Source organism: Mesorhizobium sp. 01N446, from assembly GCF_056399285.1.
In genome coordinates this window covers 449,415-462,523 of record NZ_JBFTRA010000005.1, presented here as the reverse complement: position 1 = coordinate 462,523, position 13,109 = coordinate 449,415, and the positions used below count along the sequence as shown (strand labels likewise).

10 protein-coding genes, 1 tRNA gene and 6 pseudogenes are annotated in these 13,109 nt (G+C 60.0%); 11 read left to right on the top strand and 6 right to left on the bottom strand.

Translation table 11 applies throughout. From position 1 onward, the window contains the following. Positions 1-113: 113 nt before the first annotated feature. Positions 114-266 carry a hypothetical protein gene (locus AC1DPX_RS21630; protein ID WP_477239429.1) on the bottom strand — a complete coding sequence of 51 codons (153 nt, stop codon included), beginning with the start codon at positions 264-266 and terminating at the stop codon, positions 114-116. Between the two features lie 18 nt (positions 267-284). Here AC1DPX_RS21630 and AC1DPX_RS21625 point away from each other — a divergent pair. From AC1DPX_RS21625 to AC1DPX_RS21615, 3 genes and pseudogenes are all read left to right on the top strand, one after another. After that, positions 285-361: transfer RNA gene (locus AC1DPX_RS21625), tRNA-Met, on the top strand. 536 nt (positions 362-897) lie between these two features. Further along, a pseudogene (locus AC1DPX_RS21620) lies at positions 898-1,390 on the top strand (transposase); the annotation flags it as partial. Between the two features lie 503 nt (positions 1,391-1,893). Continuing rightward, a pseudogene (locus tag AC1DPX_RS21615) lies at positions 1,894-2,343 on the top strand (hypothetical protein); the annotation flags it as partial. 35 nt (positions 2,344-2,378) lie between these two features. Here the strand turns inward: AC1DPX_RS21615 and AC1DPX_RS21610 are convergent. After that, a complete protein-coding gene (locus tag AC1DPX_RS21610) occupies positions 2,379-2,702 on the bottom strand; it encodes a hypothetical protein (protein WP_477239447.1) in 324 nt (107 codons plus the stop codon). 30 nt (positions 2,703-2,732) lie between these two features. On the opposite strand from AC1DPX_RS21610, the gene AC1DPX_RS21605 reads away from it, so the two are divergent. Together AC1DPX_RS21605 and AC1DPX_RS21600 are read left to right on the top strand one after the other, a co-directional pair. After that, positions 2,733-3,569: a universal stress protein gene (locus AC1DPX_RS21605; RefSeq protein WP_477239427.1), complete on the top strand. Its 837-nt coding sequence runs from the start codon at positions 2,733-2,735 to the stop codon at positions 3,567-3,569. Between the two features lie 11 nt (positions 3,570-3,580). Further along, positions 3,581-4,954 (top strand): annotated as a pseudogene (locus tag AC1DPX_RS21600) (MBL fold metallo-hydrolase); the annotation flags it as partial. Here the strand turns inward: AC1DPX_RS21600 and AC1DPX_RS21595 are convergent. Beyond that, positions 4,928-5,410 (bottom strand): annotated as a pseudogene (locus AC1DPX_RS21595) (TCP-1/cpn60 chaperonin family protein); the annotation flags it as partial. The pseudogenes AC1DPX_RS21600 and AC1DPX_RS21595 sit on opposite strands and share 27 nt — an antisense overlap. Before the next feature lie 331 nt (positions 5,411-5,741). After that, positions 5,742-6,794, bottom strand: a complete 1,053-nt coding sequence (locus AC1DPX_RS21590) for an LOG family protein (RefSeq protein ID WP_477239425.1) — start codon at positions 6,792-6,794, stop codon at positions 5,742-5,744. Positions 6,795-7,062: 268 nt separating this feature from the next. On the opposite strand from AC1DPX_RS21590, the gene AC1DPX_RS21585 reads away from it, so the two are divergent. Together AC1DPX_RS21585 and AC1DPX_RS21580 are read left to right on the top strand one after the other, a co-directional pair. Next, positions 7,063-7,854 (top strand): nitroreductase family protein, encoded by a 792-nt coding sequence (locus AC1DPX_RS21585; protein WP_477239423.1) that lies wholly within the window; start codon positions 7,063-7,065, stop codon positions 7,852-7,854. A gap of 69 nt (positions 7,855-7,923) precedes the next feature. After that, entirely contained in the window at positions 7,924-8,571 is a 648-nt protein-coding gene (locus tag AC1DPX_RS21580) for a BON domain-containing protein (protein ID WP_477239421.1), read from the top strand. A gap of 185 nt (positions 8,572-8,756) precedes the next feature. Here AC1DPX_RS21580 and AC1DPX_RS21575 read toward each other — a convergent pair whose 3' ends face one another. Continuing rightward, complete coding sequence (locus tag AC1DPX_RS21575) at positions 8,757-8,996, bottom strand: hypothetical protein (RefSeq protein ID WP_477239419.1); 240 nt, start codon at positions 8,994-8,996, stop codon at positions 8,757-8,759. Between the two features lie 639 nt (positions 8,997-9,635). Further along, on the bottom strand, positions 9,636-9,968 hold the full coding sequence (locus tag AC1DPX_RS21570) for a Crp/Fnr family transcriptional regulator (protein WP_477239417.1): 333 nt from the start codon (positions 9,966-9,968) through the stop codon (positions 9,636-9,638). On the opposite strand from AC1DPX_RS21570, the gene AC1DPX_RS21565 reads away from it, so the two are divergent. The 4 genes and pseudogenes from AC1DPX_RS21565 to AC1DPX_RS21550 all read left to right on the top strand — a co-directional run. Then, positions 9,919-10,641: a calcium-binding protein gene (locus AC1DPX_RS21565; RefSeq protein ID WP_477239415.1), complete on the top strand. Its 723-nt coding sequence runs from the start codon at positions 9,919-9,921 to the stop codon at positions 10,639-10,641. The genes AC1DPX_RS21570 and AC1DPX_RS21565 overlap by 50 nt on opposite strands. A 1,131-nt stretch (positions 10,642-11,772) precedes the next feature. Next, positions 11,773-12,048, top strand: coding sequence for a hypothetical protein (locus AC1DPX_RS21560; RefSeq protein ID WP_477239445.1), 276 nt, complete (start codon positions 11,773-11,775; stop codon positions 12,046-12,048). Beyond that, a pseudogene (locus AC1DPX_RS21555) lies at positions 12,045-12,803 on the top strand (recombinase family protein); the annotation flags it as partial. The gene AC1DPX_RS21560 and the pseudogene AC1DPX_RS21555, both read left to right, overlap by 4 nt. Beyond that, positions 12,709-13,098: pseudogene (locus tag AC1DPX_RS21550) on the top strand (recombinase zinc ribbon domain-containing protein); the annotation flags it as partial. The pseudogenes AC1DPX_RS21555 and AC1DPX_RS21550, both read left to right, overlap by 95 nt. Between the last annotated feature and the right edge of the window lie 11 nt (positions 13,099-13,109).

Below are 13,109 nucleotides of genomic sequence, written 5' to 3'. Positions count from 1 at the left end.
AAGCGGATGTCAGTGAAATCTTCTCTCTACGACAAGGCCCGCCAAGGGACCACGGGCCGCGTAAGCGGCCCTTTCATTTGGTGAGCCATCTACCGATTTGTAGGCTAGCGTCGTCATAGGCGTGCGCTTACGTCCAAAGCAAGCAAACGTTTGCCTAGTTCGGCAAGCAGGCGCTTGCCTGGTTCGGCAAGCAGGCGCTTGCCTGGTTCGGCAAGCAGGCGCTTGCCTGGTTCAGCAAGCAAATGCTTGCTTAGTTCGGCAAGCAAGCGCTTGCCGAGAGGTGACGCGGGGTGGAGCAGCCCGGTAGCTCGTCAGGCTCATAACCTGAAGGTCACAGGTTCAAATCCTGTCCCCGCAACCACTTTCATCATAAATCAATAACCGTCTCAGTCTAACCGGGACGGTTTTTTGCTTTAGAAGGGCACGCAATCGCCGTCGTTGATGATCAGCCGGACCCTAAACAGCAAAGTCCATCAACACCAATTGCCTTCCCTCGCTAGGTTTCGAGAGATTTACCAGCAAGCTTTTCGTTGGCACGTGATCTTCGGTCGTTTGGAGACCGATAGCCGCCGGCCGCAACGAATGCACGGAGACTTCTTTAGCTAAGCCGGCGAACTTGTCGTTTCTCTCCACCGTCCTCCTGCTCGCTCAATAGCACGGTCGCTCCATCGCTTTTTTGAAAGCGATACCAATGAGTGACATATGGGACGACCTCAGGAGGCACATACATGACACGACGAGAATTCTCCCGCGAGGAACTCTTCGCGCTGGTATGGGAAAAGCCGAACAGCGAGATCGCAAAGGAACTCGGCATCTCCGATGTGGCACTCAGCAAGCTTTGCAGGCGCCTGCAGGTCCCCAAGCCACCTCGAGGCTATTGGGCCAAGGTCCAGATAGTATTGCCGGCTGCACGATCTCGTCATCAAAATGGGGCACGTAGCGAACTCTGCCAGCGCTTCATGGCAATCCCCGGCGTCCGGCCGGTGACGGCACCTTCGTTCATGACGGCGCTCGACGATCTTCGCGCTTCCGACATCCCGGCCTACTTCGGCCAGACGTCGCGGCGCTGGCAGTCGGGCACCTCGATCGACGTTCAGGGTCGCATATCGAAGGCCGGCGATGCTGATGTGCGACGCTCACTTACGAGGCGGCTTCGGGGCTGATGGCGCGCTCCAAGGGCTCCGACAAGGTCAAGAGCTGAGGCCAGGCGATCACAAAATGCTCCTGCCGCCGCAAGGCCTGTGTCGCCGTGGCGCGCAAGCAGGCGGTGATCATGCACGCGATCTGAACCGACGGCACGTTCTATGTCGGCGATCCGGCGGCAAGCCAGGCGGACGCCGCGCGCCGCGCCCGTGGCAAGAATCGCAGGCTGCCGGGAGCGCGTCGATGAACGGTGCAACGGAAGTTGAAACGCAGGGTGCCGGCACGCCGGCGGGCGCCACCTGACACAAGAGATCCGCTCCGGCGGATGAGGATCGATGCAGACCAGGAACGACGGCACGCATGTTAACATGCATGCGGCCCCGCCGATCGCGAGACGGCCGGACCGCGCCGCATTATCCTGTGATGATGCTCCGTCAGTCCGATGGAAAAGCGCGCCACGACGGTTCCAGTGCTGCAAATAAGCAGCGCAACTACGCCGTCGCAGAGCGCGGAAGACAGCGCGGTGCATCAGAACTCAACGCAAGAGCACAGAATCGTGTTTATAGCATAGAATGGTGTAATATCGTATACTAGAGAAGGAACGACGATGGATGGCAAGCCGACTCAAAGTACGACCGATTAAGACGGCAAGATAAAAGGGCGCACATTGCGCGGCGGTCGGTTGGTTGTTTTTTTAGGATTTTTCGGCGCGTACTGCACGTTGCGGCCATTCTGCGCAATGTGCGCCAGATGCCGAAGGCCTTGTATTTGCGTCCGCTTTTCCACATTGCGGAACAGCACCATGCCGATGAGCGCGAGTGTCGCATCCGGCCTGGCCGCATTAGCTCGACCCGCGCCCAACAGGCCCGGCCCTTCATTGCGAAAAAGCTGGCGATGGCATCTCGCGCTCGGGACGGGTTGTCGCGGGCAATCGCTCCCGGTTTGGCCACGGTCAGCGCGCCAGCATCCTGGCCAATCATCACGTCGCGGTCCCGCGGCGCCGTCGTAAAGGCACGCGCCGTCCGTCATTCCATGCGGGCGACGCCACTCGCCACACACCTCACCTATCTGCGGCGTGAGGGCGTGACCCGTGACGGGGAGAAAGCGAGGTTGTTTGCACCGGGGAGGGAGGATGCCGATGGCTCGGCTTTCGCCGAACGAACCCGGGAAGACCGGCACCATTTTCGCTTCATAGTCTCGCTCGCGTCGACTCAGAACATGGTGCTCGAAGGCACTCACCATGCGACTGGTATCAGCCGATCGGGTGCCCGCCGCTCTGGCAACGTCGCGCCGGGTCGACGCACACGGTGGCGATTGCCTTGTTGATCGTTTGCGCCCGGCGGCAGCGCATCGCGCTCGGCGAAGAAACCGTCAACCTGTGAAGCGACTCGATTCGCCCTGACGTTCATGCGGTCAATTGGCAACGGACGGGTCACGCCGGCAATCGGAGCAACAACTGTGCCGGGACTATCGGTGCATCTTGAGCGCTGCCGTATTTGCGTTGGATCAAAGCTCGCCTTGTCCACTGCGAGTACAAAAATGTTGCGAAGGATGGTCATTCGGCTTTTGCGGCAATGGAGGTGAGTCTGATGAAAGTGATCGCATCCCTATCCCAGGCCACCTATCCAGACGCGAATTCCTCGAAAGTCGCAGCGAACGCGGTCGCGCTCGTCAAGCATATCGACGCGGCGCTTCATGCCGTCGCCATCAATGTCGACATTCCCGACGTTTCGAACGCGCTCTCAAAATACCTGCTGGACCTTCCCTACAAGATACAGGAGGCCGAAGCGACCAGTCGCAAGCTTGGCAAGGATCTGCTGGAGGCGATTGCGCAAGAAGCAATGCGGGCTGGGGTGACCCTCACCACGCAGGAACTTGCCGCGCCGCCGGCCTTGATGGGAAACACCGCGGCCGAGCACTGCCGATATTTCGACATCTGCCTGATCGGGTGGGCATCGGAGAACGAGACGGCACGAATGACGGCCGAAGCGGTCGTGTTCGGGTCGGGTCGCCCGACGCTGATTTTTCCGGATTCCACCGAGGTTGGTGTGCTGGACCATGTGGTCATCGCCTGGGATGGCAGCCGGGTGGCGGCACGGGCTGTTGCCGATGCGCGACCGTTCCTGGAGCGAGCTTCGACGGTCACGGTCGTGACCGTCACGGACGAAAAGCCGCTTCCCGGACACGGTATAGGTGAACGCCTTGCGCTGGGTTTAAGGGCGCGTGGTCTCGTGGCCGCGGCCGTCTCCATCCAGGCAGGAGATCGTTCAATCGGGGCTGCCTTGCAGGAACACGCTCTCGGGATCGGCGGCAAGCTGCTGGTCATGGGTGGCTACGGCCACTCCCGCGTCAGGGACTTCGTGCTTGGCGGAGCCACCGACGGCATTCTCACGGATTTGCGCCTGCCTGTCCTGCTGTCGCACTAGGTGGTGGCGCAATGAGAGGCGAAGCGGATCCTATCCTGCGCTTCCACGGCGCGGCCCATGGCGTCACCGGCTCCTGCTATGAGATCGAAACCGCGCATTCTCGCATCCTCATCGACTGTGGCCTGTTCCAGGGGTCGAAGTCCGAGAGGGAATTGAACTACGGGGCATTCCCGTTTCCACCGGACGCGATCGACGCCGTCATTCTGACGCATGCGCATATCGATCACGGCGGCCTTTTGCCGAAACTGGTCAAACACGGCTTTTCTGGTCCGATCCATACGACCCGCGCCACCATTGATCTCTGCTCGGTCATGCTGCCGGACTCGGCGCACATCCAGGAAATGGAGGTCGAGCACCTGAACCGGCGCAATGCACAGCGCGGGCGCCCGCCCGTCGAGCCGATCTACAGCCAGCAGGATGCCGCCGCCTGCATGACCTTGTTCAGGGCTTTGGAATACGGCGCATGGACCGCCATCGCCGATGGCCTTCGCGCCCGCTTCTGGAACGCGGGCCACCTGCTTGGTTCGGCATCGGTGGAGCTTGAGATCGATCGACGCGACGGGCCGCTACGCATCATGTTTTCGGGGGACATCGGCCCAGGCCACAAGCTGCTTCAGACCGATCCCGAGGGACCCGCGGGCGTCGACTATCTGATCTGCGAATCGACCTATGGCGACCGCGACCGCCCGGACGTTTCGCCCGAACTGCGGCGATCCCAGCTCGGTGATATCGTACGAGGCGCCGCCGGTGCCGGCGGCCCGCTCATCATTCCGTCCTTCGCTGTCGAGAGGACGCAAGAACTGTTGGTCGATCTGTATTTGCTGATGCAAGCGGGGGAGGTGCCGTCAGCTCCGCTCTTCGTCGACTCACCGCTGGCGACACGCGCCAGTGCTATTTTCGAACGGCACGCCGACGAGATCGAACAGGGCAACGTGCTGCGTCAGGCCCTTAAATCCAAGGAGCTGCGCTTCACCGAGACTGTGGAGCAGAGCAAGACGATCAATCGCCTGACAGGGTTCTTCGTCGTGATCGCCGCCAGCGGCATGTGCGACGCAGGGCGTATTCGCCATCACCTCAAAGCCAATCTCTGGCGCCGGAACGCGACCGTCATGATGGCCGGTTACCAGGCTCAAGGGTCGCTCGGCAGGATTCTGCTCGATGGTGCGCAACGTGTGCGCATCCAGGGCGAGGAAGTCGAGGTCAAGGCACATATCAGCCACTTCGACCTCTATTCCGGCCACGCGGACGCCAGCGAACTGGTCGTCTGGATCAAGGCTCGAACTCCGGTGAAGCACCAGGTGTTCTTGACGCATGGCGAGGAAACAGGATTGAGCGGTCTCAGCAAGCGACTGCGTGGATTGATGACCGATGAGAGGATCGTTGTGCGCGGAGATCGTTGCCACCTGTTCTTTCTCGCGACGGGTCGAGACAGGCCGAGATATCTGCTTGAGCGTTTCGATTGCCCGCTTGGTGGCGCGGTCAAGACCCCGCTTTATGTCGATCGCGCTGGCGCCGGCGACGACGTTGCGCACCCCGTCGGCGAACATCGCATGGGCCAGAATGGTCGACGTGCTGGTGCCGTCACCGACCATGTCCCCGGTTTTCTCGGCCGCCTGCCTGAGCATCCGCGCCCCAAGGTTCTCCTCGGGATCCTTCAGGTCGAATTCCTTGGCGATGGTCACGCCGTCGTTGCAGACCGTGGGAGCGCCCCATTTCTTTTCGATAAGAACCGATTTCGAGCGCGGCCCGAGTGTTACGCGTACCGCGTCGGCGAGCTGTGTTGCGCCACGAAGAATCTTTTCGCGCGCTGCTGATCGAAACAATACCTGCTTGTGAGCCATGACCGCCTCCGAACTATGATGAGTCTTGGCTAACAGGGACGAACTCACCCGGCTTTGATACGCATCAATCCAAGCGCCTGCGGTAGGGATCGGCGATGCTCTGGAAATACGGCCTCTGATCCTCATCCCATTCACATTCGGCGCTCAGTTTTTGAGACAAGCCGATCGAAGAGGGGACCTCTCGACTTTGCTGTGGTCCGCTTTTGGCCTGAACAGGCCCACTACCGGCGGTCACACGGCGCCATCATGGCACGGCTCGACGGAGGCCGTGATCTACGTGGCGGACGCGCAGGGAGTGCGCCAATTCTACCTTGGGCTCAAGATAGGGATGTCAGGGTTCATGGGCTGCTCTCGGGGCAGGATAGAGCGCCTCTCCAGCCGCGGCATGCCAATTCAGTATACCCTCCCATATTTCCTCCGCCGTTTCGGCGAACCAGAAGAGGTCGCGATCCTCCGGATCGATAACGCCTTCCTCCACCAGGAAGTCCATATCGATCGCGCGGCGCCAAAACTCTTTGCCGACCAGGACGATTGGAATTGGCTTGATCTTGCGGGTCTGAACAAGGGTCAGGGTTTCGAACAGCTCGTCCAGCGTTCCGAACCCACCTGGGAACGCGACAAGGGCCTTCGCGCGCAGCAGGAAATGAAGTTTGCGGATGGCAAAATAGTGCACCTGAAAACAAAGTTCCGGGCTGACATACGGATTAGGGTATTGCTCATTCGGCAAGCTGATGTTGAGCCCTACCGAAGGCATGGATAGATCGAAAGCGCCGCGGTTGGCAGCCTCCATGATCCCGGGGCCTGAACCGGTCATGATGACGATTTGGTTATCCCGCTGATCGTGATTGGCGCCGCTGACCAATCTGCCAAATTGACGTGCTACATCGTAGTAGCGGGCCTTGGATACGATTCGTTCGGCCGCCCTGAGACGCAAGGTCACGTCAGCGGGCGGTTGCACCAACTCCGTCCTCCGAAGAGCTCGAAGGTTGCGCCGGGCCGCAACTGGTTCGCAGATGCGCGTACTGCCGAAGACAACAATCGTTCCGCGAATGCGGTGCTGACGCAGCAGCATCTCTGGCTTGAGGTAGTCAATCTCGAGTCGCGGCCCACGCGTATCATCATTTTCGAGAAACGCGGGATCTTCGACTGGCAATCGATAACTGGGGCTGGCCAGTATGGCCTCAATCCGGCCAGCCGCGCCGGGGTCGTCTGCCGGCGTTTTGCGGGTCTGCCCGGGCAACGGCAGCCGCCGCTGCAGCGGGTGGGGCGGTGCGGGGAAGGAAATGGCCCGCAGCCTGCGTTTCGATTTACCAAACTCGGAGTGGCCCATCGTGATGGCTTTCCTATTCGGTGTGACCGGCGCATCCGCAGTGTCGACCATCATGCACTGTGGAAGCGCCAACACATCGCGCGTCTCGCAGAGGCGTGTTGGAGTGCAAAACCGGAGCGATCAAATCCGGGATCGATAAGCGGTCGATGGCCTTGCACCCCTTCCGGGGCAGATGTCGCAGTTTGTTTCGCAATCCGCGGCTCTTCTTGCCGTTCAGTTTCTTTGCCAGCATAGGGCGTGCAGAAGCTAAAGCTTTGAGATGCATCAAAGCGCGACCTGTGTCGGCTCCTAGAGTGGCGGCAAGTCGGCTTTGGAGCATGTCATGGAACTTATGGAAGCGTTGCGCACTCGCCGCGCCGTGCGTGAATTCACGGACGACCCTGTGGATGAAACCGTAGTGGAAGATTTGATCGGTGCGGCCATCTTGGCTCCGAGCGCCATCAACCGTCAGCCATGGGGCTTCGTCGTCGTGCTCGGAGCCGAGCGTCTGCGCAGGCTTTCGGTGGAAGCCAAGCACCATGTGCAACTGCACCTGCCCGCCGGATCCCCGTTGGCAATGCATGCAGCCGATCCGGCTTTCGAGATTTTTCACGGCGCGGCCGCACTCGTAATCATCTGCGCTGCTGATGGTGAGAGCCAGTCATTCGAGGACTGCTGTCTGGCCGGGGAGAATTTCATGCTCGCAGCACATGCAAAGGGTCTCGGGACATGCTGGATCGGTCTTTCGCGTGCGTGGCTCAACGATCCGGCAGTGAAGGCGGAACTTGGCATTCCGGCAAGTGGAACGCCGTCGCGCCGATCATACTGGGTCATCGTAGGTCGCTTCCCCCAGCGACGCCACGCCAGAAAGCCAAGATCATATGGAGCCGATGATCCATATGCACGTCACGGTCAACGCAACGGTGCGGGTTGTGAACGCATTGCCAAATTGCCGCTTTTGCGCCTGTTGCGCTATGACGCTGATGCGTCGTCCGAAGCGCCCTCTAGCCCATGCCAAGGTCGAAGGTCACCCTGGCACACGGCTACAGCATGCGTCGGGTTCGGGCTTTGGCAGCTGGGCCGGTCATGCGTGTCCAACAAGCTTCGATCTTCGGGCGAGCAGGTCAGTGTTTGATCCTTATCAAGGCCACAACCAGCTCATTCAGGCAGTCTGGGACGAGGGGCGTTCTAGAAAGGTGCGACAATGAACGACAATATCTTACGGCAAAACATCATCGATGAATTGGAATTTGAGCCCAGCATCGACGCGGCCAATATCGGCGTCGCCGTCGACAACGGCGTTGTCACGCTAACCGGTCATGTTGCGACCTTCGCCCAGAAGGCCACCGCGGAAAAGGCGGCACTTTCCGTCAAGGGTGTGAAGGGCCTTGCGCAGGAAATCGAAGTGCGACCTTACGGTTCAGATGTGACCTCAGACGAGGAGATAGCCAAGCGTGCTCTCCACACCATCTCCTGGAACACGGTCATTCCCGAGGGGGCCGTTCAGGTCAAGGTCCAGAATGGCTGGGTAACCCTGACTGGAAAGGTCGACTGGCAATATCAGAAGGCCGGTGCTGCCAATGCCATCCAATATCTGGCGGGCGTACTCGGTGTCTACAACAACATCGAGGTGAAGCCCCACGCGTCAGTGTCTGATGTCAAAAGGCGCATCGAAGATGCACTGAAACGCAATGCCGAAGTCGAGGCGAAGGCAATAAATGTCAGCGTGTCCGACGGCAAGGTCAGGCTCGACGGCAAGGTGCATACTTGGGCCGAGCGGAGCGCGACGGTAAGGGCCGCGTGGGCCGCCCCTGGGGTTCATCTGGTCGAAGACCGTATTTTGATCGCGTGATTGTTGAGGGCGTTCAGGGGCGGCTGGATTAAAGCCGCTCCCCCTTTTGGCGGCTCGCCAATTGGCGACGCACGTCGATACTCAAGCGCAGGTCTCTGGAGTTGCCGGGCGAGGAATGGACAGAGTCTTCGGATATAGGTTCCGGCTCGCAAGGCTGACAATCCATCAAATTCGGCGGTAGTAACTCAACTCGCAGGCTTGTGCTCATTCGGACAGGCCAGGCCCGTGAAGGCACCGAGCAAGTGGGTGTGCTTTTCGAACAGCTTGAGCTTTTCAGGGTAGCCAATCCGGATCATGCGCCCGCAACCTTCGCATCGATATTTGGACACAACGCGGAACCAACTCCCGCGCTTGACAAGGGGGAATTGGCAGGCCGGACATTGGTAGGTCAAATCGACAGCAATTAAGCTCTTAGAAAGGGTCATCTTCGTCATCGCCGACCAAGCAGCAATCGTTCAACGCGTCGACGATAAATCGCGCAACCATGGACACGCTTGACTCAGATCAACCCGGATCGATGCGTGCGAAGATAGGCTTCCTCAAAAAAGGAGGCCTTTAATGTTGCACGAGCCGTTGCATTTTAGGTTTGCCAGGTCGGTCAACATCCAGTGGCATAGCGAAAACCTGGCGCCACGCGAGCCGACTTCCAACGAAGGCCTGTCCTGGCATTTGAGGCATGCGGTCCACTGCAACTGCTATTGCCTTCCCGAGGAAGTCGCGCAGGAACTGGAGCGGCGCCAGATCTTCCCTTACGTTTCCGACCCTCGTTGAGAGCAGTGTCAGCATCCATGGCACAGTCGAAGGCGGTTTTGATCCATAAGGCGAACATCGCCTATTACTGGCGAAGGCTGATGGCTGCCCAACTTGATCCACCCAAGCGTGGGCAGATTTCCCGTTTGCTGGATGCGGAATACAAGAGGCTCCAACGAGCGCAACGGGTGGATGGAGCACGTAGGCAAAATAGCAGGATGCCGTCTGGAGGGATTGGTGCTTCAGCGGCAACAACGGCGGTGGATTCCGCCTCTGCGCAGCATCACTCGAGAGCTTGAGAGGGCGCTCCGAGCTTAGGGGCCGCGCAGGAGTTTGTCGTAGTATGCCTTGACGGTCCCATAGCACTCGCAGGAGCTTTCCAACAGACCCTCTGCATTGGTGATTTCGATGTGGCCCCGGTGATATCGGATGAGGCCGGCCTGCTGGAGTGTATTCGCAACGATCGACACGCTGTTGCGTTGAGTGCCCAGCATCTGAGCCAGAAACGCCTGTGTAAATGACAGGGTGTCGCTTCCGGATAGATCGCGGGCACGCAGCAGCCAGCGTGACAAGCGCGCCTGGACCGTATGAGACGCATTGCAGGCAGCTGACTGCAGCGCTTGCGGCAATGGCGAACATACCTTCATGTTCGCCAAGGGTGACGGCAATGACACCTTGACCCAGACGGGAAGCGGCTACGACCGTACCGATAAACTGGTCCTGACGGACATCGATGCTTCCGAAATTGGGCTGATGCGATCCGGCGGCAGGTTGACCATCTCAATACTCAGCACCGACAGCGTGACGAGCACATATCAATATTGGGGAGAAAGCCGAGACGGTCGCGAATATGGCATTGCCACCATCCAATTCAAAGATGGGTCCCTTTGGGATAGGGCCGCGATAAACAGCCATCTCGGCCAATACGGGACAAACGGCAACGACTCGCTGGTTGGAACGGCAAACAGTGAAAGATTGTCGGGCTTCGGTGGGAACGACACGCTGCAAGGTGCTGCAGGCAACGATGTTTTGATTGGCGGGGCTGGAGCTGACACATTGACCGGTGGTGCCGACAACGACACCTTCATCTTCAAAGCCGGGTTTGGCCTCGACACCATCACGGACTTCGCCGCTGGAGCCGCGTCGGACGACGTCATCCAGTTCGGCAACGACGTCTTCGCCGACTTCGCCTCGGTTCTCGCCGCCGCCACCCAGGTCGGCGCCGACACGGTGATCACCCATGGCGGCAATACGCTGACCCTGAAGAATGTTGCGCTGGCAAATCTTCATCAGGACGATTTCCAGTTCATCGCCGCCTGATGCCTGAACTGGAAATCATTTTAAGACGATGCCGCGGTCCCGTCCGTCAGAGCCGCCGCGAACGACCCTCGCGGCGGTTCTTGGTTCCTTTCGGCGTGCCTTTGCCGGCATCGCGCTGATGAGCGGTGTCGTCAACATATTGGCGCTGACCGGAGCGGCGACCACTTCTCGACAATATTACGCAATCCGACGCGCCGCTAATCCAATTGCCACCTTCCGCTCGAATGCTAAGCCTTACGTTGGGTCGCCCACTATCTTGGAGCCTAACCCAGCCTCGACAAGTCGTCGGAAAGCCTCCGACCTTGTGGGTAGATCCGGCTGATTGCGGCGCCATTCAACCCAAGCTGTTTGGAGCTCGCATCATGGCTGATTCCGACAATACCACGACTTTGCCTTTCGTCATCGGTCGGCAACGCGATGAGCCTCCCAGTCCGGTCTCCCAAGCCATAGATCCCGCTTTGAGCCTATGGAGCGAGTGGCAACGAGCTCGATATGCCTCATTGCTGTTGTGTCGGGTCCAACAGCGGTTGGAGATGCGAACATTGGTCAATCCCGGAATTCAGGTATTGACCGCAGGTTCGCAAATATTGGTGCCTACCACACGCTTAGACGCTGAGCATCTGATAGCTTGCGAAGCTGAGGTCTTTGCTATGACCGAAGCCCTCAAGCTTCAAGATTCTATCCCTGACATCGCGGCAACGTCGCTCATCGGCGTCATCGCCAAGTTGGAAATGATCGTCGGCGCTGATCGGGATATCGGTGACCCTACCGACTTCCCGTGGCCGCACATAGCTTCCCTACTGCGTGACCTAAGGCGATCGCGGGAGACTTGCCGGTTGGTCGCCGGAGCCGKGAAAGGACGCGGAACGATGTCGCCAAGCATTGGGAGTCCGCAATCAAGCTTGTCGCTTCGCTAGAAGAAGAAGGCGTGGCGGAGCACCGTAGCGACGTACCGGTTCTGACGCGCCCGCCTCACCATTTGTCGCCTGCAGCCCGACCTTGACGATTAGGACGAAACTGCACGGCGCAAGTCATTGCACGCTGTGGCCCTACGACATGAACTTGGTGCTTTCCTTCGCCGGCCGAAGGACTCTGATTGCGGGTCGATCCACCATTGGGAGAGCGACCGCGATGGCTGAGGAAACCAGGACTGGCCGACAGGCTTTGGTTCCGGCGAACGACAACGGCGACCTCGCCAGCCCCGAGGGTCGCTCTGAGAGCGTGGCGGCGGCCAAGCTGGATCGGGTCGTTCTGGATATCGCCCGACTGATAGGCCGGCGGCTGGCGCAGGAGACATTCGAGGCGATGCAGGCAGCCAACCACAATCGGCCGGGCCGCCGAGAGGGAGAGGGCAGGGAGTCGGATGGCAACCCCCCTGGGAACAGGAGAGAGGATCTTCCGCCATGACCCTTGTCGCACTCTATGCCCGCTATTCTTCCGACAGCCAGCGTGATGCCTCCATCGATGACCAGTTGAGGCTGTGCCGCGAGCAGGCGGCGCGCGAGGACTGGGGAGTGGCGGGAACCTATGAGGATGCGGCGATCTCCGGTGCCAGCACAGTTCTGCGGCCGGGCATCCAGCAATTGGTGCGCGATGCCCAGCGCGGTCGCTTCGAAGTGGTGCTGGCCGAGGCGCTCGATCGCATCAGCCGCGACCAGGCCGATGTCGCCACCCTCTTCAAGCATCTCAAATTCGCCGGCGTTGCGATCGTCACTTTGGCCGAGGGCGAGATCAGCGAACTGCATGTCGGCCTCAAGGGTACGATGAATGCTCTGTTCCTCAAGGACCTTGCGCTCAAGACCCATCGCGGCCTGCGGGGGAGGGTAGAGAAGGGTAAGGCCGGAGGCGGGCTGTGCTACGGCTACCACGTGGTGAAGAAACTCGATGCTGAAGGCGAGCCCGTCCGTGGCGATCGCGAGATCGTGTCGGACGAAGCGACCATCGTGCACCGTATCTTCCGCGAATTCGCTGCCGGCAAGAGCCCGAAGGCGATCGCCGTCGACCTTAACAAGGAGGGCGTTCCTGGTCCGCTCGGCCGACACTGGGGCGATACCAGCGTGCGCGGGCATGTCATCCGGGGTACCGGCGTCATCAACAATGAGCTCTATACCGGTGTGCTGGTTTGGAACCGCCTGCACTTCGTCAAGGATCGCGCCACCGGCAAGCGCGTATCGCGCGCCAATCCGCCAGCCAAATGGATCCGCACCGAGGTGCCGCATCTCAGGAATCGTCGAGAACGAATTGTGGCAGGCCGTGAAGGAGAGACAGAAAGCCATCGCCGGCCAGTTCGAGGCGATGGCGATCGCCACGCGCAAGGCCCGGGCCAGGAAGCTGCACACCATGAAGCGACCGGTCTCCCTCCTCTCCGGTTTGCTCACGTGCGGCTGCTGCGGCGGGCGCTACGGGCTGTTCACACGCGACCGCTATGCCTGTCTCAACCACCAGCGCCGGGGCATCTGCGACAATGG

Coding starts and splice junctions, on each gene's coding strand:
- AC1DPX_RS21610 (WP_477239447.1), bottom strand. CDS start 2,702: ATGACCATCCTTCGCAACATTTTTGTACTCGCAGTGGACAAGGCGAGC.
- AC1DPX_RS21605 (WP_477239427.1), top strand. CDS start 2,733: ATGAAAGTGATCGCATCCCTATCCCAGGCCACCTATCCAGACGCGAAT.
- AC1DPX_RS21590 (WP_477239425.1), bottom strand. CDS start 6,794: ATGATGGTCGACACTGCGGATGCGCCGGTCACACCGAATAGGAAAGCC.
- AC1DPX_RS21585 (WP_477239423.1), top strand. CDS start 7,063: ATGGAACTTATGGAAGCGTTGCGCACTCGCCGCGCCGTGCGTGAATTC.
- AC1DPX_RS21580 (WP_477239421.1), top strand. CDS start 7,924: ATGAACGACAATATCTTACGGCAAAACATCATCGATGAATTGGAATTT.
- AC1DPX_RS21575 (WP_477239419.1), bottom strand. CDS start 8,996: ATGACCCTTTCTAAGAGCTTAATTGCTGTCGATTTGACCTACCAATGT.
- AC1DPX_RS21570 (WP_477239417.1), bottom strand. CDS start 9,968: ATGAAGGTATGTTCGCCATTGCCGCAAGCGCTGCAGTCAGCTGCCTGC.
- AC1DPX_RS21560 (WP_477239445.1), top strand. CDS start 11,773: ATGGCTGAGGAAACCAGGACTGGCCGACAGGCTTTGGTTCCGGCGAAC.